Below are 23,841 nucleotides of genomic sequence, written 5' to 3'. Positions count from 1 at the left end.
TCATGACAGTAATCGAGGCATTAAAAAATCGTCGTGCGATTCGCAATTACACGACACAGCCTGTTGAAAAAGAGAAGATCGAGCAAATTTTACAAGCCGCAACTTATGCTCCAAATGACCGTATGCGTGAGCCTTGGCACTTTTATGTTATTCAAGACGATGCGATGAAACGCTACGAGGAAATGGCGAATGCCTATTTGCAAGAGCGATTCCCAACAAAACCAAATTTAGTGGAAAGTTCGTTAAAGGTTGTTCAAACAACGCCTGTGGCCATTGTTGTGACAGCAGATATTGTAGAGGACGATGCTGATGCGACAGCAGATAATGTTTTTGCTGTATGTAGTGCTATTATGTCTATGTGGCTTGCTGCAGAAGAGCTTGGGCTTGGTTTTGTATGGCGTACACGTGGTGTAGGGCTTGTTCATGATCCACGTATGCATGCATTCATTGGCGCTGATGAATCACAAAAGGTAGTAGGAACGATCTTTATTGGCTACCCAGAAGAACAGGAGCTTAAAGACAAGAAACGTACGTCATTTGAAGAAAAAACAACATGGCTTTAAGGGAGGCATGAAGAATGGCTAGAAAAGGCTTGTTTTTAGTGTACACGGGTGAAGGGAAAGGCAAAACAACTGCTTCTCTTGGTGTCACATTGCGAGCAGTTGGTCGAGGCCTGAATGTACGCTATATGCAATTTATTAAATCACCAGAGCGTACATACGGAGAGCAAATTGCTCTTCGTAAGCTTGGCGTAGAAATGGAGCAAATGGGAATTGGCTTCACTTGGACAAAAACACCAGACGAGCATCGTGCTGCATTAGCAAAAGCATGGGAAAAAACAAAGGCTGCCTTGCAAGACGACAGTATCGATGTACTCGTATTAGACGAGCTCAACAATGCGCTGGCTATAACAAAATTTCCAATCGATGATGTGCTCCCATTAGCCGAAGTCATTGAAGCCATTCAGCAGCGTCCATCTACAATGCATTTAGTCGTAACAGGACGTAGCGCGAATCCAGCGCTAATAGCAATGGCCGATTTAGTATCAACAATCGATGCGACAAAGCATTATTATGATGAAGGCATTCCAGCTGTAAAAGGTCTAGAATTCTAATTCTAATTAGAGATTCTCACTTTTGTGAGAATACCTGTGGAACGTGGCAATACTCGCGCTTCGGAGGAAATACCCACAGAACGGGGGAGAATACCGGAAGCAAGCTGAACCCCGTGTATCAAGGTGATCTTCGCACGTTTGTGAAAATGCTCGCAGAACGTATCAGAATATTCTCGCTTTGGAGGGAATATACACGAAAGCAAGAAAAACACACGCGCAAGGACCCTGACTTCTCCCCTGCTTCAACTATAAAAAAGGAGGGAAAAGACTATGCCAGCAAAATCTATCATGGTTCAAGGAACGGCATCTGATGTAGGGAAAAGTATGATTTGTACTGCGCTATGCCGTATTTTCTCTGATGATGGGCTAAAGGTAGTACCGTTTAAATCACAAAATATGGCTCTTAATTCGTTCGTAACTCAAGACGGCGGAGAAATTGGCCGGGCACAGGGTGTACAAGCAGAGGCAGCACGAGTTGTCGCAACTACGGATATGAATCCTATATTGCTAAAACCAAAGCAGGATATGGTATCGGAAGTAATTGTTCATGGCAAGCATTTTTTAAATATGGACGCCAAAAGCTATCGCAATCAATTCGTACAAGAAGCGATGCCGATCGTTGAAAAATCAGTACGAACTTTACAAAATACATATGATGTCATTGTCCTTGAAGGTGCGGGTAGCCCTGCAGAAATTAATTTGAAAGACCGTGATATAGCAAATATGCGCATGGCTCATCTAGCAGATGCCGCGGTTGTGCTAGTGGCTGATATCGATCGAGGTGGCGTATTTGCATCGATAATTGGCACACTCGCATTACTGGACGATGCAGAACGTGCACGTGTGAAAGGGCTGATTATAAATAAATTCAGAGGGCTACGAGAATTACTCGATGATGGCATTGAATGGGTAGAACGTGAAACGGGGATTCCTGTCCTTGGCGTTATACCATATGTAGATGTCAATATTGAGGCTGAAGACTCGCTAGCATTGTCTTCATTACGCTTTAAAAAGCCAAAGCAAGGGGAGTTTGGCGTAGATGTGGCAATGATTCGACTGCCGCGCATTTCAAATTTTACGGATGTTGATCCATTTTTTGATGAGCCAGAGGTTGGTGTGCGTTTAATCGGCAATGTCAAGGAGCTTGGAACGCCCGACTTACTTATACTACCTGGAACAAAAAGTACAATCGATGATTTAGCGTGGCTAAAGGAACAAGGCTTCGATCATGCGATAGCAAATTTACGCGCACGGGGGACAAAGATTATTGGCATTTGCGGCGGCTTCCAAATGCTCGGTGAAACATTATTGGACCCAGATGCAGTAGAAGGTAATGGGGATTCAGCGCGAGGTCTAGAATTATTACCGATGGAAACGGTTTTTGTTGGTGATAAAAAAACAGTGCAGATGACAGGAACAAGAGGCCGGGATACGTTTACTGGCTATGAAATTCATCTTGGACGTACGAAAATTTTACGTGATGAAGCATCCCCATTTTTACAGCTTGCAGATGGGCGAGAAGATGGTGCAGTAAGTGCTGATGAGCAAGTGATCGGAACATATTTCCACGGTTTATTCCATAATCGCACTTTTACACGACAGCTTGTCAATGACATTCGCGTGAAAAAGGGGCTCGCTGCTTTAGCAAGTGATGTGAAAAGTGACGCAGAACGTAGAGAGGACGCTTACAATATGCTTGCAAAGCATGTGCGTGCTAATCTCGATATGAAAAAAGTATACGAAATTATGGATATAGAGGTACCTGTATGACAAGAAAAGGACCATTAGCTATTAATTATGAGGCGTTATGGCAGGAAGGTATGAAGGACTGGCATGGTCAAATGCCAGAAAGAATGGTCAATGATCAATTAGAGGAGCAGTTTTGGGCGCAGTCAATCGCACGTAAAAAGAATGGACAAACGGATCCTTATGCTGCAAAAATTTTTCAAGAAATTAAAAAAAGTGTTCAATCTGAGGACTCGGTATTGGAAATTGGTCCAGGTTGGGGGAATTATACGTTTCCACTAGCTGATCATGTGCGAAAGCTAACATGTGTAGATAGCTCAGAAAGTATTCTTAGCTATTTAAAAAATTGCATGGAGGATAAGCAACATGTTTCCTATGTTCACGCAAAATGGGAAAACCTTGCTGAAGATGAAATAGATGCGCACGATATAGTCATAGGTGTTAATTGCTTTTATCGTATGTATGAAATCAAATCAGCACTTTACCATATGAATCGTCTAGCTAAAAAGCGTGCAATTATTGGCATGACGACAGGGCCGATTCAACCTCACTATGAAATTTTATACAAAAAGTATGGCTACGATATTAAATTTCCACGAAGAGATTATATAGAATTTTTAAATTTGCTCTATGAAATGGATATTTATGCAGATTGCACAATCATTCCTTTAGAACGAGTGTATGAATATGAAAGCTATGAGCAGCTTATCACAACACAAAGTAAAAAAATAATAAATAACACTTTTAATAGAGAGCATGTTGAAGAATCGATCTTGCCGTTTCTGGAGGAAAAGAACGGGCGTTATTATTATCGTCATGATTTTCATGCAGCACTCGTATCATGGGAGCCGAAATAATTATGAAACCTTTGGACAAAACTAGTGACCAAAGGTTTTTTTTATTGGAAGCGATAGGGTACAATAAAGCGATATAGAAATAGAAGTGAGGTGGCATATGTGCAACTACATTTTTTAGGAACAGGCGCAGGAATGCCTTCAAAGGAACGAAATACAAGTGCCCTAATGGTAAAGCTTTTGGATGAAGTGGGGGAAATGTGGCTTTTTGATTGTGGGGAGGCGACCCAACATCAAATTTTGCATACATCATTAAAGCCACGTAAAGTAACGAAAATATTTATTACACATTTACATGGCGACCATATTTTTGGATTACCTGGCTTTTTAAGCTCTCGTTCATTTCAAGGCGGGGATGAGCCATTAACGATATTTGGCCCACAAGGTTTGCAGCAATGGATTGAGCAAACTTTAGCCTTGTCAAAGACGCATTTAACATATTCATTACAATTTGTGGAAGTTCATGAAGGTATTATTTATGAAGATGAACATTTTACAGTAAGTGCAAGTGAATTACGCCATGTAGTTCCATGCTACGGCTACCGTATTGAGCAGAAGGATTTGCCTGGCGAACTTTTAATGGAAAAAGCACAGGCTCTTGGTGTGCCAAAAGGTCCTTTGTTAGGACAATTAAAAGCAGGGCAAGATATTGAGCTAGCGGATGGCACCGTTGTATATGCGAAAGATGTTGTTGCCCCATCTAAAAAAGGCTTTACGCTTACTATTTTAGGAGATACTAAATACTGTCCAGAGGCTGTTTCATTAGCTAATGGAGCAGATATTGTGATTCATGAAGCGACCTTTGATGATACTACGACAGATTTAGCAGCGAACTACGGACACTCTACAAATGTCGAAGCGGCCAAGGTGGCACAACAGGCAGGAGCGAACTATTTATTGCTAAACCATTTAAGTGCCCGCTTTTTACCACATGATTTACCAAAATTTTTAGCAGATGCACAGGATGTTTTCCCACAAACCTTCCTGACATCCGATCAATCTGTATTCTCTTGGAATAACAACATATTAACTTAAGCAAAAACTGAAAGTACCCTTTAGATGACGTTTCATTTAAAGGGTACTTTTATCTTTATTGAGCGAATGTTTTTCTGTGCGAAAGCGAAGCGCCAGCAACAAAAGTTTTCATAGCGAAATACACCCAATATTTTGAGTTCAGCCATTTTTTAGTACGAATAATTAACGATATAATTCGATAATTTGACTGGCTATATATTCGGAGCTAAAGTGAACCCCGTTTCTGAGCCACCACATGATAATGCCAAGTATTGAGGATGCGAGAATATCCATTGATAGAGTTGTATTAGCTCCTTCACTTTTACGTTGGATGACAATCAAATCCTTTAATGTCCTATGCATTTTTTTAATGAAACCAGGGTGCTCAAATAAAACAGCTAAAATTTTTCTGTGCTTATAAAAGTAATCTAAAAATGTAATTAATTGTTCTTGATTATTTAAATTATCAATTTGTAAAGAAGGAGAGATCTCCGACAACAAGTCGTCGAACATATCGTAAACTACTTGCTTTAATAAATCATTAATATCTATAAAATGTAAATAAAACGTTGCTCGATTTAGCTCTGCACGTTGAGCTATTTTTTGTACTGTAAGTTTCGAAATATCTGGGTTTTCAATTAATATATCTACGACAGCTTCTTTAAATACCCGTTTAGAGCGAATAGCTCGTGGGTCTTGCTTTTTGTGTGTGGTCAATTTAATTCTCCTTTATCTATTAAATACAAATTTAATGAATAGTATTTTTAACTTTGTTGTTTAATTGACAGTTCTTAAAAAATTGTAAATAGGAATCAAAAAATAAACGTGTTATTATCTATTTTATTGACATAGTGTTAATAAAACAAGTAGAAAGAGGAAGAATGTCATGTCGGAATCGATCAATAAAAAAGTACTATTAACAGTTTTAATTTTTGGGTGTTTTTTATCTACACTAAATCAAACGCTGTTAAACGTTGCATTAAGTAATTTAATGGACGTATTTTCTGTTTCTGCGACAACCGTTCAGTGGTTAGCTACTGGTTTTATGTTAGTAAACGGGGTGCTAGTCCCTATTACAGCATACTTAATGAAACGCTTCTCAACACGCCAATTATTTATAAGTTCAATGCTGTTTTTATTAGTTGGCTCTATTTTTTGTGCAATAGCTCCGAACTTCACTACTTTACTAATAGGTCGTATGATTCAAGCAATAGGGGCAGGAATTATTATGCCATTACTAATGAGTATCGTGATGTTTATTTTCCCTCCTGAAAAAAGAGGTAGTATGATGGGGTTAATTGGGCTTGCTATGATTTTCGCTCCAGCTATTGCACCAACATTAGCAGGTTTTGTAATAGATAATTATTCTTGGCGTTGGTTATTTATCGGCATCATTCCATTTGTCGTAATTATTTTATTTATGGCAATGAAATATTTAATGAATGTTTCAGAAACCTCAAAGGCAAAGTTAGATGGTATCAGTGTTATTTTATCTACAATTGGCTTTGGTCTTATTTTGTATGGTTTTAGTAATGCAGGAAGCCATGGCTGGGATGATAAAGTTGTAATAAGTACTATACTTGTAGGGATAATGACTACGGCAATGTTTTGTCTTCGTCAAATGAAATCATCTGATCCACTTCTTAACTTATCCGTTTTTAACAATAAATTATTTACACTCACGTCCATCATCAACATTATTGTTACAATGATGATGTATGCGGATATGATTTTATTACCAATATATTTACAAAACGGAAGAGGGTTTACAGCTTTAGATGCCGGTTTATTATTATTACCGGGTGCACTTGTAAATGCCTTTATGTCTCCAGTGACAGGAAAAATGTATGACCGCTTTGGAGCAAAGCCGTTATTTATTATCGGTTTGATTTTTGTTATTCCGTCAATGTGGGTTGTAACGGATTTATCAGAAACTACAGCCTATAGCTTTATCATGATACGTACTATTTTTCTACGTATAGGGTTGAGTTTTATCACAATGCCATTGAATACGGCTGGTTTGAATGCCTTACCGAAGACACTTGTCACACATGGTACAGCAGTGAATAATACATTACGTCAAATTGCAGGCGCAATTGGATCTGCTGTCGTTATTACAATTTTCACAGCACAAACGACAAACCATGCGAAAACATTGCTAGTAGAAACACCAAATGCTACGGCTGAAGGTATTCGTACACTTGCTTCAATTTTAGGTTCAAGTGATGCCTATTATTTCATGACAATCTTAGCGATCATTGCATTTGTGTTAACTCTATTTGTGCCATCTAAAAATAAGTTTAAACAACAAGCATAATGATTAAGCATGCAAAGAACAACTTTAAAAGGCTGGGACATAACTATTAGCTCTTTGCGAAAGCCGAATTCTTTCAAATAAATCAAGCAATCTATTTAGAAAACCCGAACAATGGCAAAACACCGTATGAGTGTCTTGTAAATTTGTTCGGGTTTTACTTTAGCTAAAAAACTTTTGTCCCAGCCCCTATGTTTTTATTCGTAAAGTTTGTTGCTTTTTTTGATAAAAATTTGCTTACATTTACGAGCAAATGTTCTATAATATGGATGTGTACATATAAGGAGTGTTATGCATGAGACCTATTCTTACAAAAGAAATTAGTAGTCAAGATTTTATGGATTTTTATTGGTTAAAAGAAGAATTGCAATCATTTTGTAGAGATAATGGCATAAGCGCGTCGGGCTCTAAGATTGAGATTTCTGATAGAATTGAAACTTTTCTCCGGACAGGAAAGATAAAAAAGCCACAAAGAAAGTCAAAAGCTAATAATAAACCTCGAACTAACAGTGAATTAAGTCTTGATACAGTCATTACGGAAAATCATCGGTGTAGTCAAGATGTGAGAGCATTTTTCAAGATGGTAATTCCAAAATTTCATTTTTCTACCTATATCCAAAACTACATTAAAAACAATATTGGAAAAACGTATCGTGATGTTGTGGACGCTTGGTATGAAGAAGAAAAACGCAAAAAAGACCCATCACACCAGAAAAAAATTCCACCCCAGTTTGAATACAATCAATTCATTCGAGACTTTTTCTCTGATTCAAAAAATAAAGGGAAAAGTCGTGCAGAAGCAATTGAAGCTTGGCATAAAATTAAGAAACTCCCTGGAAGTAACAAATATATACCTGAAAATTAGTCTTTAAGTTGAGATAATTTTTAGTGGAATTAGCATTTTTTTGCTATTTGCAAATTAGCGAAACCAATACGTCATTCTCTATTAGTAGGTAATTTAAGAAAACAGACCATATAATTAAGTAGTCTCTACCTTTGGAAGTTAGTAATAGTTAGAATGGAAATTTGGAATATAGAAGAATTATAATGCGATTAATAGTTAATTTTTGTATAATTGATTAAAGGGGAGTGGTTTAATATGAATCAGCAAAAGATGCCACCAGCACTATTGCGTTTAATTGTTATTTTTCCCAATGTGCTGAGCTATTTATTATTATTTGGACTAATTATGTTTGTTATCTCCAATTATGACACATTAAAAGCGACGGACAACTTAACGGTTTGGCTTATTTTTATTATAGTACTTGCACCGGCCGCTGCCTACACAACATTTAGTATCGTCAAGAAAATTCGTTCTGGACAAATGTAAGCAATAACAACACGTGTATTCTTTAGTTTAACTAATGGATACACGTGTTTTTTTGAAGTCTTGATTGTCAAATTGTTAAAGTTATTGCTGATAGTAGAAGTCAAAACTCTAAATCCTCCAATTTAGAAAATGGCCCCCACAATTATTTGGGAAAAAATAAGAATACCGTTTAACTTACGATGATTTGTGAAAAAAGTGTGGCTCATTATCCTCTAGAAAATTGGGGCAAGGAATTGCAATTTTATGAGAGAATCCAAGTAGTGCTAATGGGGAAAAATAGATTTAAATACATTGTCTATATAAATAAGGATTATAGAAGATTAGTCAATTACAATTTGAATACGCTTTTTAACTTGGAAGAAAACAGCCATACTGTTAGCAGCGTTAGAGCCTATATTAAGTAAGTGTGTATGTTGAATTCAAGGCGAATAAAATAATTCCATAGAGAGAAACTAAAAATACAAGTTTTTTCATGTTAAATTTGAAAAGCGGGGTGTTTTTTTATGGATCCAACAAATTGCGATTTTTCACCAATGAAACAAACATTAAAGGAAGAGCTTTTGCAGGTCATACATTCACTACAGCAAAGTGTAGAAGCTATGGATACGGATACAAACTGTCTTCTTGGGAATTTTGAAAAAATAAAAGAGAAATTTGTAACGATTGAAATGAAGGCTGCTACGTTTTATTTGAATTGCTATCTTTCGCCGTTTACTGAAAAATATCCTGAGCTTTCGCATAGCGTACAAAATATGTCTAAAAGAAGACACGGCGGACTAATTGTTATTGAACGAGAGGATTCAGTAGCGTCTATTATACAGCCTGGTATTCATATTGGTGCAGAAGTAACGCATTCCTTATTAGAATCTATTTTTTTTCCTGGAAATCCACTTCATGATGGCGCCGTTTTAATAAGCCAAAATCAAATTAAATCAGCAGCAAATGTACTGCCACTGTCAGAGAGATATACGGGGGAAAAGAAATTAGGCACAAGGCATCGAGCAGCATTAGGGTTAAGTGAAGTAAGTGATGCGCTTGTCATGATAGTGTCTGAAGAAACAGGGAGAATTTCCTTTGCCTTTAAAGGAAACTTATATCCAATTACGACGCATGGCATTATATAGTGTGAGCTTCACACTAAAAAATATCTTGAATTCAAGATATTTTTCTTGCTTGTACATCACTTGCGTGGTAAAGTGACAAATGAGAGGGGGAGAAAGCGATGCGAAAACATACGCTCGGAACAGTGACGTGGATTCGGATGATGCGCTTTACAAATCAAAGTAATCAGCTATCCAATGAGTTTTTAAAGCGCTTTGGTTTAACGACTGCACAATTTGATGTCCTCATCCAAATTAAGACATATGCACCGTTAACGCAATCCCAATTAGCTGAGAAAGTGATAGTGACGCAAGGTGGTATGTCTAGGATGCTTGCTCGTCTTGAAAAAGATGGACTTATTGAACGTAAGCAAAATTGGAAGACTAAAACAATCTCACTAACAGCAAAAGGTGAGCAGATGATTGATATGGCAACACCAAGTCAGCTACAATTTCAATCTTCATTTTTTGAAGAAGTATTAACAGAAGAAGAACTGAAAACTTTAAATACACTAATGTCGAAAATAGAGAAGCATAGTCGTGATAAAAAATTACCACCAGCGTGATTTTTTTACACAATCACTTGCTTAGTCAAGCGAAAACAAGGAGGAAACATTCATGAACAAATTAAGTGGACATCATCATATATCAATGCTAACAAAAAACGGTAAACGTAATAATGATTTTTACACAAAACTTCTCGGCTTACGTCGTGTAAAGAAATCAGTAAACCAAGATTCACCTTCCATGTATCACTTGTTTTATGGAGACTTAACTGGAGCACCAGGTACAGAATTAACATTTTTTGAAATGCCTGTAGCAGGTCGGACAGTGCGCGGAACAAATGCCATTACACGTATTGGATTACTAGTGCCAAGCTATGACAGTCTGCAATATTGGAAAAATCGTTTTCAACAGTTAGAGATTGAGCATAGTGAAATAACAACTTATGCAGGTAAAGATGCATTGTTTTTTGAGGATCATGAAGGGTTAAGAATGGTGCTGTTAAACAATCATGGTCATGAAACACCAGCTCATTGGCAACCATGGGACGGCTCTGATATCCCTGCAGAACATCGTATTTTAGGGATGGGTACAGTTGAAATGACAGTTCGTTACTTGCAACGGACAGTAAGCTTATTAAAAGAGCTATTTAATTACACAGTTGTAACAGAAAGTGAAAAAGAAGCAGTATTGCAATCGATTCCTGGTGAAGTGCTTGGAGAAATCGTCGTTCAAGAATTAGAAGGACCAAGTGAGAAACCTGGACGTGGTAGTATTCACCATCTTGCACTACGTGTTGGAACAGTGGAGGAATTGCAACAGTGGGATCTTAAAATTAAGGAGCAGGGCTTTGATAGTACTGGCATTGTGGATCGTTATTATTTCCAAAGTCTTTATTTTAGAGATCGTAATGGCATTTTATTTGAAATGGCAACAGATGGCCCAGGATTTACAGTTGATTCGGCAATAGAGGATCTTGGTAAAGAACTTGATCTTCCACCATTTTTAGAAGAAAGACGTGCAGAAATCGAAGCTATTTTAGAGCCGCTAGATTAAGGAGAGATATTCATTATGGATAAATACCGTATTGATCAATCGAAAGGCATCGAATTTGGCCTATATTCATTAGGGGATCATATTCCAAATCCATTAACAGGTGAACGTATTTCAGCTCAACAACGAATCCAAGAGCTAATTAAAGCAAGTCAGCTTGCAGAACAAGCGGGTATTGATGTCTTTGCTGTTGGCGAAAGTCATCAATCGTACTTTACGACACAGGCACACACAGTTGTTTTAGGAGCAATCGCACACGCTACATCAAAAATTAAATTAGCAAGCTCCGCAACAGTCCTTAGTGTCTCTGACCCTGTACGCGTATATGAAGATTTTGCAACGATTGATTTAATTTCAGATGGACGTGCAGAAATAGTCGCAGGGCGTGGCTCTCGTGTTGGAGCATATCAATTACTAGGTATCGATTTAAAGGATTATGAAGAAATTTTTGAAGAAAAATTAGCGTTATTGAAAAAAATAAATGACAACGAACTGGTCACTTGGGAAGGGCAATTCCGTGCACCACTTCACAATGCGCAAATTTTGCCACAACCTAAAAACGGGTCATTGCCAATTTGGCGAGCTGTTGGTGGACCACCTGCTAGTGCCATTAAAGCAGGCTATCTGGGCATTCCGATGATGCTAACGACATTAGGTGGCCCCGCAGCTAACTTTAAGCCATCAGTAGATGCCTACAGAAAAGCAGCAGAGAGAAGTGGCTTTGATCCGAAAGAGTTACCGATTGCTACAACAAGCCTATTCCACGTTGCACATACGACGGAAGAGGCACTACAAGGGATGTATCCCCATTTAAATGGAGGATTCCAAGCAATTCGTGGCGCAGGTTATCCAAAGCAACAATTTGCGGAAGCACCGGATACAAAAGACGCCTTAATGGTCGGAAGTACGGAGCAAATTATTGAAAAATTACTGTATCAATACGAGCTCTATGGCATGCAACGATTTATGGCACAAATTGATTTTGGCGGTGTGCCATTCGATAAATTAATGGAAAATATTGAAATTATTGGGAACGATATTCTACCTGTGATCAAAAAATATACCACAAAATAAGGAGGGCCAGACGACTCCAGAAAAACGATTAGCCGAAACGGAAATCACCTCCTCGTTTTGCCGGAGGGCCATACTTTATGACGCTACATGTGATTAAATCTCATGTAGCGTTTTTTCGTGTTAATGTTTAGTTGTGGTTGGACCACTTGAACCATCGCGCATGACCATCAGGGCGTTCCAGTTTACGGATAGATGCTATTTCTCCTTGATCCATAAAATCTTGATGCAGTTGTATATCAAATAAATTGTTATAACAATGATAGAGAGGGCGTTCCATACTGATCTCTTTTAATTGCTTAATTAGTTCAAGGCGTAACTCCATTGGGATTTGATTGGCCACATGCGTATGATAAACAACTAATTGCGCATCTTGATTTATATCTCTACTAATTTCTTTTATCAGTTTGATAGCATCTCCTTTTATCAATTCTAAATCAAGTTCTTTTAAAATAGGGAGTGCTTGATGTAATAAAAGTCTACGTTCTTGATGCTCTGGCCAAATTAATGCTTGGAGCCATCGAAGCTCTTCCTCATTATGAATATCAATAGGATTTAAATCGATCCCAATACGTTTACAAACAACAGGTGCATTTGTAATGGAAGCTGGAAGCGTTTCTCCTAGATTTTCTGAGGACAAAACGAAAGCACTATTTGAATGGTTTATATGAAGCTGTTGATTATAGCAGTAATTATATTGATCCATCCCAAGTTGAAGTCCTGCACTTGCCCCGATTTCTATTAAGGCTAAAGGTTTTTGATGGCTTTCATAAATCTCTGTCATCATCGGATAAAGGTAAGTACAGCGGCGAATCTCATTAGTCTGAACTAGTTTTTCTTGAAATAAAGTCTGCAATTCATCTGAATGGGATAATACGAACGCTTTAAAAACAGGATACACTTCATTTGTTGGCTTTGGTGTTGTCGTTAAGGATGGATAAAAATTAACTAAATCGTCTTTGGTTGATGACAGTAAATACTGAACGCCAGCTAATAATAAATTAGGTACAGGTTGTCCTTTTGGGATAACTGCGGCAACTTTCAATATTTCATCATCATCGGCAATCTTATTGGCTAAATATTCATATAGTGGACTTGAATTTTCACATTCATTTTTGGCAAAAGTACGAAATTGCTTACTTAATTTAGCTAACATACAATTCTCCCCTTTGTTAAAAGTAAACGAGCTAATTTTAGTGTATTATTATTGGATAATTTAGTAAATTAAATATAGTTAATGAAGTTGATTAAAAAGATTGATCTTTCAGCGGGTGTTCAAATAGCCGCTGAAAGAAGTTAAAGCCTCCGGCGAATGTCACGGAATCAGGAAGGAGTTCTTTGTGCAAGCACAAAGCCGATTCCGGACGCAATTATGCCGAGGCATAAACGATTGAAAGAGGAGAGCGTTTGGATTATAAATGGATACAGTCTTTTGTAGTTGCCACTAAAACTTGTAATTTTCGAGTAGCCGCAGAAGAACTTCATTTATCGCTGCCAAGTATTACAGTTCATAGGCATCAGCTAGAACAATAGGGTGATAGTTAATAAAATTATTTAATGTTTATTAACATGAATTCCCATATAATATTAATAGGGATAATTTAACTTTTTTTCAGCAAAGAAGGTAAAGCCACTGGCGGATGTCACGAATCGAAAAGGAGAAGAGACGGAAAGGCCGAGCAGAACGACGGAAAGAAAAGGCGAAGCGACGGAAGTCACGAGCAGAGTGACGGATGGGAAAGAAGGCGACGGAAGGCCCGAGCAGAACGACGGATGGGATAGAAGGCGACGGAAGGCCTGAGCAGAACGACGGAAAGAAAAGGCGAAGCGACGGAAGTCACGAGCAGAACGACGGATGGAAAAGAAGGCGACGGAAGGCCCGAGCAGAACGACGGAAAGAAAAGACGAAGCGACGGAAGGTCCGAGCAGAACGACGGAAAGAAAAGACGAAGCGACGGAAAGGCCCGAGCAGAACGACGGAAAGAAAAGGCGAAGCGGAAAGGCCCGAACAGAATGACGGATGGAAGAGCAGGCGACGGAAGGCCCGAGCAGAACGACGGAAAGAAAAGGCGAAGCGACGGAAAGGCCCGAACAGAATGACGGATGGAAAAGAAGGCGACGGAAAGGCCCGAGCAGAACGACGGAAAGAAAAGGCGAAGCGACGGAAGGCCCGGGCAGAACGACGGATGGGAAAGAAGGCGACGGAAGGTCCGAGCAGAACGACGGAAAGAAAAGGCGAAGCGACGGAAGTCACGAGCAGAGTGACGGATGGGAAAGAAGGCGACGGAAGGCCCGAGCAGAACGACGGAAAGAAAAGACGAAGCGACGGAAAGGCCGAGCTGAGCGACCTGCATCCTGCTGCTGACACTACGCTTTCGCGCAAAAAATATTATGCAGGCTTAAGCGCTAAGCCGATTCCGGACGCAATTATGCCGAGGCATATTTATTAAAGGTGTGGTTGTAATGAGAATTTTAATGGTTGAGGATCATGAAGATGTAAATGCAATGTTAACAGAATTGTTTGAGCAAGCAGATTATCAGGTAACAAGTGTGATGGATGGAATAGAAGGACATCGAGCATTTCTACAAAATGAGTTTGATATTGTGCTTCTTGATATTATGCTTCCCTATAAAAGTGGTGATGAATTATTAAAAGAAATTCGCGCTATTTCGGATGTACCTGTTGTTATGATTTCAGCAAAAGATTTAGTGTCAACAAAAATTGATTTGCTTCGTTTAGGAGCGGACGATTATATTACGAAACCTTTTGACCTTGGTGAGGTTCTCGCTCGTATTGAATCGATATTACGTCGTGTTAAAAAAGCTACACCAATGAAGCAGCTGCAATACAGGGATATAGTGCTGGATGATGTCGCTAAGCGGGTTACAGTGAGGGGTGAAGAGGTCTTACTAACTGCAAAGGAATATTTACTGCTCGAATTGTTTATGGCAAACCAAGAAAAAGTATTTACGAAAGCAAATTTATATGAATCCATTTGGCAAGAAGAATATTTAGGGGATGAACATATTATTAAAATTCATATTAGTAATCTTCGACATAAATTAAAGACAAAAAATCCACAAGCAGATTATATCGAGACGCTTCGTGGGCTTGGCTATCGTTTACGTCCATAAATCATCCGTAATCTATACGTCATCTTTACTTTATCTATACCTTTCATGAGTAATCTATGAATATGAAAGGGAGGTGCTTAATATGGGAGAAACCATATTAAAAACAAATCAATTAACGAAAACATATAAAAAGCATACAGTACTTCACGACGTATCAATCGAATTAAAAGAAGGACGTATTTATGGGCTAATTGGTGAAAACGGTGCGGGAAAAACAACCTTAATGAAAATTGTTTCAGGAATTAGTTTTCAAACAGAAGGTTCATTTGAGTTATTTGGAAAATCATCTGACAAGGAAATACAGCAGCAACGAAAACGGATTGCTAGTATGATTGAACAACCAGCGATTAGCCCTGATATGACCGCAAAAGGAAACCTTAAATATCATCGTTTAATGCGAGGGATTCCGAATGAGGAGCTAGAAGATGAAATACTGCAATTGGTTGGATTGACGAGTACAAACAATAAGAAAGCTAAGCATTTTTCACTCGGCATGAAACAACGTTTAGGCATTGCTATTGCGTTATTAACTAATCCAGAGCTATTGATTTTAGATGAGCCAGTGAATGGGTTAGATCCTATAGGTGTTGTTGAAATTCGTCAGCTTTTAACACGTCTTTGTGAAGAGCGACAGATGACAATTTTAATTTCGAGTCATAATTTACCGGAACTTTATCAAACAACAACTGATTATATCATTATTCATAAAGGGAAAATTATGAAACAAATGACGCAACAACAGCTCGACGAAGAATGTAGACATTATATTCGCATTGGTTGTATAGCTCCCGAACAATGTGCACATGTATTAGAAACAATTCTTAAAACACAAAATTTTCAAGTCATGCCAAATAAAACGATTAAATTGTATGATTTCTTAGAGAATCTTGGGGACGTATCAACCGCCTTATTTGAAAATGGGGTAACACTTACGGAATTTAGTCTACAAGGAGACACATTAGAGAACTACTTCCTTACGTTAATTGGAGGTGAGCGCCATGTTTAATTTAGTACGTGCTTACCTCTATAAAACAACTAAATCCAAAATATTTTGGGTCTTACTGGCTCTTACAACATGTTCTGCAACAGCAATGTTTAGTATTGCTTATGCTATAGGCAATAACTCAATAAATGACAGCATCAGCAACGTTGGTTTTTTACTATCTGATATGAATATGATGTCAATAGTAGGCGCAGTACTTGCCACTACACTTATTTGTTCAGATTTTGATACAAAAAATATCCATCATCCGATTATAAGCGGCTTTGCAAGAATCCAAATAGTCATCAGTAAAGCGATTGTTTTTTGGATCTTACTTATTGTTCTTGTAAGTCCTTATATCATCGTGACAATAATTGGTTTATCAATGGACAGCACATTTAGTATGGGCGGGAAAGCAGCAGGTTTTTTAAGCATTCTAACGGCGACTACTAGTGGTAGCTTTGCCGATTACGTAACAATAATGAGCACTATGACTATAGTCTATCTTGCGCAGTTAACGACTTGTATTTTACTGGCGTTTGCCTTCAGAAAATCGGTGCTTGTAGTAGCTGCGTATTACATGATGTCCATGTTCTTTGGGCAGGTTGCTAGTTTTCAGAATTCATTTAAGATGGTAGATAAAGTATTGTCCTTCACACCCTATTCAGCGGAGTATCTTGCGATTAATGTAAGCATGAGTAAAGGTGATTTAATTTCGGCCGTCTCCATTTGTGTCGTATTTATAGTAGTCATTATATATGTAACATTCATGACATTTAGAAAAGCAGAAATCAAGTAAGGAGATGGTAGGGAATGTGGATTGTGGCAATTGTAATCATTGTAGGATTACTATTTTATATTTTTTATATACAAAGGCAACTACAATTGATGAACGTACAATTGTCACAACGTCTACATGAGCAATATACACAGCCAATTAGCGTAGAGCTATTAAACAAAGAAATAAATCAACTAGTGGCAAATATAAATCGCATATTAATAGAATCACAAAAATCAAGGTCGTATATTAAGCGGGAAGAAAAATACTATAAGGAAATGATTTCAAACATTTCGCATGATTTTCGTACGCCGCTCACTGCGATAAAGGGCTATCAACAAATGCTTTTAAAAGAACCTTTAACAGAAAAGCAGCTTGCAAAGCTTGAAATCGCACAAAAACATGTTGGAAGACTAGAGCAATTATTAGCAACATTTTTTGAATATTCCTATTTGCATAGTAATGAAGATAAGCCCAAAAAAGATCGTATTAATATAGCAAACATAGTATTTGAAGAGATTGCTGGTGCCTTTGTACAATTTGAACAAAAAGGAATAGCCGTCAACTTACCAAATTTTGAGCCGCTCATTATTCACTCTGATGAAGAAATGCTTTTACGCATCGTACAAAACTTAGTACGAAATAGTTTCATGCATGCGCAAGGGGATGTAACGATCAAGATGTGGTTAGAAGAAGAACATGCATATATCCGTTTTCAAAATCCGATTGATGAAAATAGTCAACTAAATCCTAACCAACTCTTTGATCGATTTTACACAACAGACAATTCCAGACGTAAAAACACTGGACTAGGGTTATCTATTGTCAGGCTGCTAGCAGAAAAATTAGGTGGAAGTGCAACAGCCAAAATAGAAGAAGGCATGATTGAGTTTTTAGTGTGTGTAAAAAAGGATTTGAAATATAAGTAGCCAAGTAGTTTAGTGCATCTTGGCAATAAGCGATTTTTGCACTTTAATCATCGAGTTCGCGGTTCTATCAGCGATTCTTATACTTTTATCAGCGATGTTCAGGGTTCTATCAGCGATTCTTCCACTTTAATCAGCGATGTTCAGGGTTCTATCAGCGATTTTTGCACTTTAATCAGCGATGTTCGTGGTTCCATCAGCGAAACTTGCATTTCTATCAGCGATTTTTAGCGGGAAAAACAATGTTATAACTGTTGTATGGATATAAAACCATTGATAAAAAGCCCCTCCTAAGCACTCAGTTATCGTGCTAGGAGGGGCTTAGATTATTCTTATTTTTGGAACAATACATTAACCACTCCTTAGTGGTTATTACTCATGCGAATTAACCTTGCTGCGTTCACTCGCCGGATCCTGTTCTGGTTGTTCCTGTTGCTGCGATTGTGCCGGTTGTTCCGACTGTTCCGATTGCAGCTCTGACTGCTCTTTCTTCAATCCCAGTTTTTTGCGAATAAAGGCCCAAATCGCGCCTACAGCCAGCACAAGCACGATCCAAAATTTCTTCAATAGTGGGAGAATTATAGCAAAAAAGCCCACTTTTTTGGCAACCGCTAGACCCGCGCCTCCAAGAATTAATCCAGTCAAGCCGAAATCAGCTACCTTATCGGTTTTGCTGTCAAAATCCTCATACCGTTGTCCCTTCTTTAGGTTAAACTGCGACAGGATTTTGTTGTTAAACACTATACGATCCTTCTTCAAATTCTCCGGATCTGAGACGAGTATCGCCGAGATATAGCCTTCACGCGATAGAAGTCTCACATTGTAGTTAATAACGCCGTTATTCTGATTATCATGTGCCAATAAAGACCATGACAAACTGTGTAAGTCGTTGTCGTAGAACGGAGGAACATCCCATTTGTCAACGAATAACTGATTTTCAGGACTTGATTCTTTATTCATTTCTTTCGTGCCTTCTTTGTAGCTTTCCAGCAAAGCGTCAGCATCGATATCTTTTTTTTCGTCATCTTTTATATGTCCAGATTTTGTATATTCGAAATAAACAGCCCAATTCTGTTTTTCATCCTTTGGGAAAATCACACCGATTTCTTCCCCGTTCGGTTCCATTCCGCTCTGCGTTATGTACTTTTTCGTATTTTCGGCATCAAGAAAAATAAAATCGCTACCTAATTGAAGTTCCGCTAAATTGGTTCCTACATCGACTTTCTGTCCACCTTCTACCCATTTCAGCTCCTCTTCGGCGTATGCAGGAATCGCACACGCCATCAAAATAAGTGTCATAACAGTTACTGATTTTAATAGTTTTGCAATCAACGATTTCAAAAATAGCTTCCTCCCAAATCTGTGTTCTTACGCTGCGGACGACTTGTCCTTATTTCCTTTAAATAAATGAATGCCTACTAGGACAGCGCCGATACCTGCAAAAGCAATTTCAACAAAGGTTTCCCCTCCGCCAAAAATTTTGCCAAAAACGGTAAATAGTTTGAATTGAATACCGAATTGCGGTAGTATGAATGCCCCTAACCCTAAAATTAAAAAAATAATACCAGTACGTAACATAACTAACCCTCCCCTTAATAATGGAAAATACTTTTGTAGATTATCATATAACCCAAAATGTGGCAACGATGTAAATAGTCATATGTGTTCTGTAGTAATTATGAATCATTAGAAATAAAAGGATATTTCTAATGATTACGGATTTTCTATTTAAAAACGATTTACAAAAGTAACTAATATTTAAGGATATTGAATTATGCAGGCACAATTCAATATCCGGTCACATTGTTTATCTGTCCGAAAGCGAAGCCGCAGCACAGTTACGCCAATGCAAAATTGTTACCAAATTTTCGGGGTTGTTAGACAATAATTCGTTTTTATTGCTTTGTCTTTATGTTAACCTATTTTTAATTATAGTTATCGCACAAGACAGAAACTGGTAATACGTGTATTGAGGATGCCTAAAATATGCGATTGAATTTCATCAGTCATACACGGTTTAGTAGAAGTAAAGGGTGAGAAAAAATGGCCTAAAATACAATTGGAAGGTGCTGGTGAAAAAATTGATCTTTCGCTATGTACTTGGTCAGGTGTTCTCGGAAACGAAATGATTCCTATGTATATTCTTCAAAAAAGTGAAGAAAAGGTAGGAAATATAGAACCGATTATTAACTACAGTTTCTTTTTAATAATGGAACTGGGTTAAATGTTTATCCTTAACAATGAAGGTATCGATGAGGAGAGGTCGATTAGCGTATAAATTGAAATTCGGGAAACCAGCTTTAATAGAAGATATCGTTGAAATATTTGATTTTGGTGAGGACTTAAAGTTTGTAGAAATCAAAGAACAGTTGGTTACTATATTATCTTGTTTAAAAGTTTAATAGGTTAGTTTTGTTAGTTGAAGGAGATTTTTCACTATATATAATCTAAATTTTTTGGGGTTGCATTATGGAAAGCTCTTTTTTCAAAGCATATGCGGGGAGGTATTAAATCCTTCTTTTGCATATTTTTTTTTACATCGGCTTCAGAAATGTAAAATGCTTTGAAACTTTGGTTTTTGATTCAGGGACTTCCTTTTAAGAGAATTACAATCTAAGTAATTTATAGTATTATTAGTAAAATGGTTGTAAGCATTTGGGAGGCTGGATAAGGACTATGTCTTGCTATAAATATAATCAATCAAGAAAAAATGACATGAAAATAGTACTAAGGAGTGAAGAGATGTTTATAGAATGTTCTACTCAACTAACAATAAGCGATTTAAACGATGTAGAAACTAAATTGGGATTTAATTTACCAGAAGAGTTGAAAGAACATTATTTACAATTTAATGGTGGGATTCCAGTTAAACCTTGTTATTATGCGCAAGATATTGACCTTGAAACGGAAATTGCCGCATTTTCTTCAATGAAATATAAAAATAGCTCAACTTTACTAGAAGAAAGCTACCTAGATTTTATAAATAGGGGTGCACTTCCCAAAAAATATCTTCCGTTTGCAAATGATTGGGGTGGTAATTTATTTTGCATGGATCTAGAAACCGGTAATGTCGTTCTTATCTGGATGGACTTAGGGGAAGTTACAGAAAGATGCATTAATTTTTTATCAAACAGCTTTGAAACCTTCATAAATAATCTTGAAAAATGTGAGGATGAATGCTGCGAGGATGCTTAATTCTAGAAGAGGAGTAAGGAAAGTGTATAATCTCTCTTCTTTGTCTCCCTATGTAAGGAAGGAAAAATCGCTGGAAGCCCCATCGCAAGGACTTTGATAGATTTTGTTATGATGACCGAAAACCTGCCTTTAACTCATAAAATATGGAGGTATAATGAGAACCAAATTTATTGATACAACAACAGTTGGGTGTAATAGATGCTAGAGATGCGTTGATTTTAAAAAAGTTAATAATGGATCGATATCCAAGAGAAGTTGAACTTTCGTTAAATTTAGCAACAGCGTTGGCATCAAATACCTCCACAGAAGAACGATACATTGATATTTCTTTCATTTTTAAACTGTAGTCAAGTTTGGACTTTGTGGTCTGGATTATTTTAACGAAAATTTATTGGATACGTGCTTTTGTGAAGTGATTGATTCCGACTTTGAAACAGGAAAAGACACTGTTTGAAAAGGGATTTAAGCATTATTTTCTTGAATGTTACGATGAAGTTATTGAAGTTGTGGCTCAAGAATACAATCTTATTTTGTCGAATGGAATTATAGAATAGCTGGAAAAAGATAAAAGCAATTGGTAAGGACGCTAAGTGAAAATCTAGAATTAATTAATGGAGATGATTAATATAAATAATGGAAGCACCAATTAAAAGAGACTCGTGCTTTATAAAATTTTATAATAATTAGAAAGCTTTTTCTACGAGATGTTTTGTGATTTTTCCTCCACTGAACATTTTGCACATGATACGAAGGGAAATAGCATTATGGAAATCGGCTTTGATGAGCTAACATTTAAGGGGGTTAATATAATTATTAGATAGCGTGTATTAATGATGGTCTAGGGAACAGAATTAGATACGCCTTATAGAGACATGTTGCAAGTGGGTGTATAAGAGAATCTTATAAATACTTTGAAGAGTAAGTCACATTTAAATTGGAGGAAATCCATGCCGCATTTGCAACTGAAAAAAATTATGGAATTAAGAAAAACAAGTAATAGAATATGTTGAAATACATAGTTAATCTGTAGAAAGTACTAAATGCAAAGGGGGAAATCCGAATTAAGTTATTTGGATAAATAATATGGAGAATAAAAATAACATATTAGTTGGGCGAAAAGAAAGTATTATATTTCAACTAGACAAGAACCGAAATGTAGGTAATGGATGGTTTGGTGGAAATGCTCCAGCGTACTTCGATGATAAAAGTGAACTTTTTAGTGAAACTGAATTTGAATATCACTTCTATCTTTGTTTTGTAAGTCCACTAGATAAAAATAATATGATTTCTATCTTTATACCAAAAGAGTACCAAAATCGTATTTCAAAAAATATTTATCCAAACTGCTCATTGCTCGTGTTCGAACATCCAATTTCGAAAGAAAGTATGTCATCTACTTATACCGAATTTGGAATAGTTAAACACTATATATCAGAAGGTATTAATGTGAGTGAAGAACAAGCTTTCGATACACCTTTTTTTATTAAATATGGAGGAAATCCCTTCCTTATTCAAGAAGAAGAATATTATATCACAGAATTAGAAAAAGATAAATATAGTTTCTTGTGTCAAATTGATGAGGACGGTTATCCAGATGGGGTATTCGATTCAAGAACTAGTCTTCCATTTGGGTTTGGTGCTGTGTATTTGTATGCAATTGTGACGGAGGATTCGATAAAGACTCCAATAGTAGGATATTGGCAATATTCATAGTTGTTAGAGATAGGGTTCAAACAGGATGTAAAAATAGAGGAGTCTATTCCATGATTGGGTGTTAAATGAGATGTATGTAAGTATATAAAAATTTGGAAATGACCATGTTACGGGACAGATTACGCTGGATTGGAACGAAGAGGGAAACATATAGAATTATGATTTTAAAGGTATATACATAGAAAATAAGGATGGTATTGAAAAAATGTCAATTGAAGTTATTTTTAATGATGTGGAAAATGAATCTAATTTGGCTCGTCTTGGCGGATATAGCTTCTTACCCGAAAATATTGATTGGCCATTAAATCCAGATGGAGATAAATTAACACTTGTACTTAGTTTACCTACGAATTTTCTTAATGAAACTTTAAATGTAAACTTACCAAAAGAACAGCTGCTATCTGTTTTTACAACTTATAAGAGGGATGATTACTTTTTAGATTCAATCACTTTTCATGGAGATCAAGAAGAGTTGAAAAATATTAAAAAAGGATATACAAAAGTTTTATTACATAAAGCTGGTGATATTCGAAATGAGTCAGATTATCTAATACCAGCACAAAAGTTCATTTTGGGAGAAGAAGTAGATTTAGAAGAAGTTGAAGAGGGAAATTTAGATGATCTAGAGATTTACTGTGGTTCGTTGATTGGTAATAAACCATCTTTGTTACAAGTAGAAGATATGGGTTTGGATGATTATCAATTTTGCCTACAAATTTATGGTGGTGACTTTCCTGAAGGATTCCAGGATGTGTTTAGCCTTAGTGACTCGGTCGGATATTTGTTTTTAAATAAAAATGTTGATCAAAAACATGCAGGTGTTTTTTTTACACAATGTACTTAAGAAAAGAAGGAAGTAAACTAAAATGAACAATAATACTAAAGGTAACATTTAGAATTTCTGAATAAAGATATTTTATTTGAAAATTCTTGGTAGGGGATATCGGCTCCAAAGATTAACGAAATTGTATCTGATGAGTTTCCAAGGGGAAAAAGATTTTATAGAGTTTTA

Annotated in this window: 25 protein-coding genes; 21 read left to right on the top strand and 4 right to left on the bottom strand. The window is 37.0% G+C overall.

The features are described 5' to 3' along the window. Positions 1-2: 2 nt before the first annotated feature. The 5 genes from MY533_RS13050 to rnz all read left to right on the top strand — a co-directional run bounded on the left by MY533_RS13050 (position 3) and on the right by rnz (position 4,749). Complete coding sequence (locus MY533_RS13050; RefSeq protein ID WP_248716308.1) at positions 3-563, top strand: nitroreductase family protein; 561 nt, start codon at positions 3-5, stop codon at positions 561-563. Between the two features lie 14 nt (positions 564-577). After that, positions 578-1,114, top strand: coding sequence for a cob(I)yrinic acid a,c-diamide adenosyltransferase (locus tag MY533_RS13045; protein WP_142507080.1), 537 nt, complete (start codon positions 578-580; stop codon positions 1,112-1,114). 270 nt (positions 1,115-1,384) lie between these two features. Continuing rightward, entirely contained in the window at positions 1,385-2,884 is a 1,500-nt protein-coding gene (locus tag MY533_RS13040; RefSeq protein WP_248716307.1) for a cobyric acid synthase, read from the top strand. Further along, the gene (locus MY533_RS13035) at positions 2,881-3,717 is read left to right on the top strand and encodes a class I SAM-dependent methyltransferase (RefSeq protein ID WP_248716306.1); all 837 of its coding nucleotides are present in this window, start codon (positions 2,881-2,883) and stop codon (positions 3,715-3,717) included. Before MY533_RS13040 ends, MY533_RS13035 begins: the two co-directional genes overlap by 4 nt. Positions 3,718-3,816: 99 nt before the next feature. Next, positions 3,817-4,749, top strand: coding sequence for a ribonuclease Z (gene rnz / locus MY533_RS13030; RefSeq protein WP_248716305.1), 933 nt, complete (start codon positions 3,817-3,819; stop codon positions 4,747-4,749). A 162-nt stretch (positions 4,750-4,911) separates the two neighbouring features. On the opposite strand, the gene MY533_RS13025 is transcribed toward rnz, so the two are convergent. Continuing rightward, entirely contained in the window at positions 4,912-5,445 is a 534-nt protein-coding gene (locus MY533_RS13025; RefSeq protein ID WP_132359952.1) for a TetR/AcrR family transcriptional regulator, read from the bottom strand. Positions 5,446-5,614: 169 nt separating this feature from the next. On the opposite strand from MY533_RS13025, the gene MY533_RS13020 reads away from it, so the two are divergent. From MY533_RS13020 to MY533_RS12990, 7 genes are all read left to right on the top strand, one after another. Further along, on the top strand, positions 5,615-7,045 hold the full coding sequence (locus MY533_RS13020; protein WP_248716304.1) for a DHA2 family efflux MFS transporter permease subunit: 1,431 nt from the start codon (positions 5,615-5,617) through the stop codon (positions 7,043-7,045). 292 nt (positions 7,046-7,337) lie between these two features. After that, positions 7,338-7,907: a DUF6434 domain-containing protein gene (locus MY533_RS13015; RefSeq protein WP_248716303.1), complete on the top strand. Its 570-nt coding sequence runs from the start codon at positions 7,338-7,340 to the stop codon at positions 7,905-7,907. A gap of 234 nt (positions 7,908-8,141) precedes the next feature. Further along, positions 8,142-8,372: an acyl-phosphate glycerol 3-phosphate acyltransferase gene (locus MY533_RS13010; RefSeq protein ID WP_248716302.1), complete on the top strand. Its 231-nt coding sequence runs from the start codon at positions 8,142-8,144 to the stop codon at positions 8,370-8,372. A gap of 503 nt (positions 8,373-8,875) precedes the next feature. Then, complete coding sequence (gene cdaS, locus MY533_RS13005) at positions 8,876-9,496, top strand: sporulation-specific diadenylate cyclase CdaS (protein ID WP_248716301.1); 621 nt, start codon at positions 8,876-8,878, stop codon at positions 9,494-9,496. 98 nt (positions 9,497-9,594) lie between these two features. Next, complete coding sequence (locus MY533_RS13000; RefSeq protein ID WP_132359942.1) at positions 9,595-10,038, top strand: MarR family winged helix-turn-helix transcriptional regulator; 444 nt, start codon at positions 9,595-9,597, stop codon at positions 10,036-10,038. 52 nt (positions 10,039-10,090) lie between these two features. After that, entirely contained in the window at positions 10,091-11,032 is a 942-nt protein-coding gene (locus MY533_RS12995) for a ring-cleaving dioxygenase (protein WP_248716300.1), read from the top strand. A gap of 15 nt (positions 11,033-11,047) precedes the next feature. Next, positions 11,048-12,103, top strand: a complete 1,056-nt coding sequence (locus tag MY533_RS12990; RefSeq protein WP_248716299.1) for an LLM class flavin-dependent oxidoreductase — start codon at positions 11,048-11,050, stop codon at positions 12,101-12,103. A gap of 127 nt (positions 12,104-12,230) precedes the next feature. Here the strand turns inward: MY533_RS12990 and MY533_RS12985 are convergent, their stop codons facing one another. Then, positions 12,231-13,256, bottom strand: coding sequence for a DUF2332 domain-containing protein (locus MY533_RS12985; protein WP_248716298.1), 1,026 nt, complete (start codon positions 13,254-13,256; stop codon positions 12,231-12,233). A 940-nt stretch (positions 13,257-14,196) separates the two neighbouring features. Here MY533_RS12985 and MY533_RS12980 point away from each other — a divergent pair. From MY533_RS12980 to MY533_RS12960, 5 genes are all read left to right on the top strand, one after another. After that, entirely contained in the window at positions 14,197-14,550 is a 354-nt protein-coding gene (locus MY533_RS12980) for a hypothetical protein (protein WP_248716297.1), read from the top strand. A 13-nt stretch (positions 14,551-14,563) separates the two neighbouring features. Beyond that, positions 14,564-15,235, top strand: coding sequence for a response regulator transcription factor (locus MY533_RS12975; protein ID WP_248716296.1), 672 nt, complete (start codon positions 14,564-14,566; stop codon positions 15,233-15,235). 82 nt (positions 15,236-15,317) lie between these two features. Next, entirely contained in the window at positions 15,318-16,241 is a 924-nt protein-coding gene (locus MY533_RS12970) for an ABC transporter ATP-binding protein (protein WP_248716295.1), read from the top strand. Beyond that, positions 16,234-17,016 carry a hypothetical protein gene (locus MY533_RS12965; RefSeq protein WP_248716294.1) on the top strand — a complete coding sequence of 261 codons (783 nt, stop codon included), beginning with the start codon at positions 16,234-16,236 and terminating at the stop codon, positions 17,014-17,016. The genes MY533_RS12970 and MY533_RS12965 overlap by 8 nt, the downstream gene beginning before the upstream one ends. 14 nt (positions 17,017-17,030) lie before the next feature. Then, positions 17,031-17,924: a sensor histidine kinase gene (locus MY533_RS12960; RefSeq protein WP_248716293.1), complete on the top strand. Its 894-nt coding sequence runs from the start codon at positions 17,031-17,033 to the stop codon at positions 17,922-17,924. Between the two features lie 369 nt (positions 17,925-18,293). Here MY533_RS12960 and MY533_RS12955 read toward each other — a convergent pair whose 3' ends face one another. Together MY533_RS12955 and MY533_RS12950 are read right to left on the bottom strand one after the other, a co-directional pair. Continuing rightward, positions 18,294-19,262 (bottom strand): DUF2167 domain-containing protein, encoded by a 969-nt coding sequence (locus MY533_RS12955; protein WP_248716292.1) that lies wholly within the window; start codon positions 19,260-19,262, stop codon positions 18,294-18,296. A gap of 27 nt (positions 19,263-19,289) precedes the next feature. Continuing rightward, positions 19,290-19,499 (bottom strand): hypothetical protein, encoded by a 210-nt coding sequence (locus MY533_RS12950; RefSeq protein ID WP_248716291.1) that lies wholly within the window; start codon positions 19,497-19,499, stop codon positions 19,290-19,292. 674 nt (positions 19,500-20,173) lie between these two features. On the opposite strand from MY533_RS12950, the gene MY533_RS12945 reads away from it, so the two are divergent. The 4 genes from MY533_RS12945 to MY533_RS12930 all read left to right on the top strand — a co-directional run bounded on the left by MY533_RS12945 (position 20,174) and on the right by MY533_RS12930 (position 23,673). Further along, positions 20,174-20,323 (top strand): hypothetical protein, encoded by a 150-nt coding sequence (locus MY533_RS12945; protein WP_248716290.1) that lies wholly within the window; start codon positions 20,174-20,176, stop codon positions 20,321-20,323. Between the two features lie 340 nt (positions 20,324-20,663). Beyond that, positions 20,664-21,116, top strand: a complete 453-nt coding sequence (locus MY533_RS12940) for an SMI1/KNR4 family protein (RefSeq protein WP_248716289.1) — start codon at positions 20,664-20,666, stop codon at positions 21,114-21,116. Positions 21,117-22,199: 1,083 nt separating this feature from the next. Further along, positions 22,200-22,829, top strand: a complete 630-nt coding sequence (locus tag MY533_RS12935; protein WP_248716288.1) for a hypothetical protein — start codon at positions 22,200-22,202, stop codon at positions 22,827-22,829. A gap of 205 nt (positions 22,830-23,034) precedes the next feature. Beyond that, the gene (locus MY533_RS12930; RefSeq protein ID WP_248716287.1) at positions 23,035-23,673 is read left to right on the top strand and encodes a DUF1963 domain-containing protein; all 639 of its coding nucleotides are present in this window, start codon (positions 23,035-23,037) and stop codon (positions 23,671-23,673) included. Positions 23,674-23,841: the final 168 nt, after the last annotated feature.

This window comes from Lysinibacillus sp. Ag94 (assembly GCF_023242215.1).
Taxonomy (GTDB): Bacteria; Bacillota; Bacilli; order Bacillales_A; family Planococcaceae; genus Lysinibacillus.
Note: the sequence above shows the minus strand (reverse complement) of the source record. Positions and strands in the feature narration are given on the sequence as shown.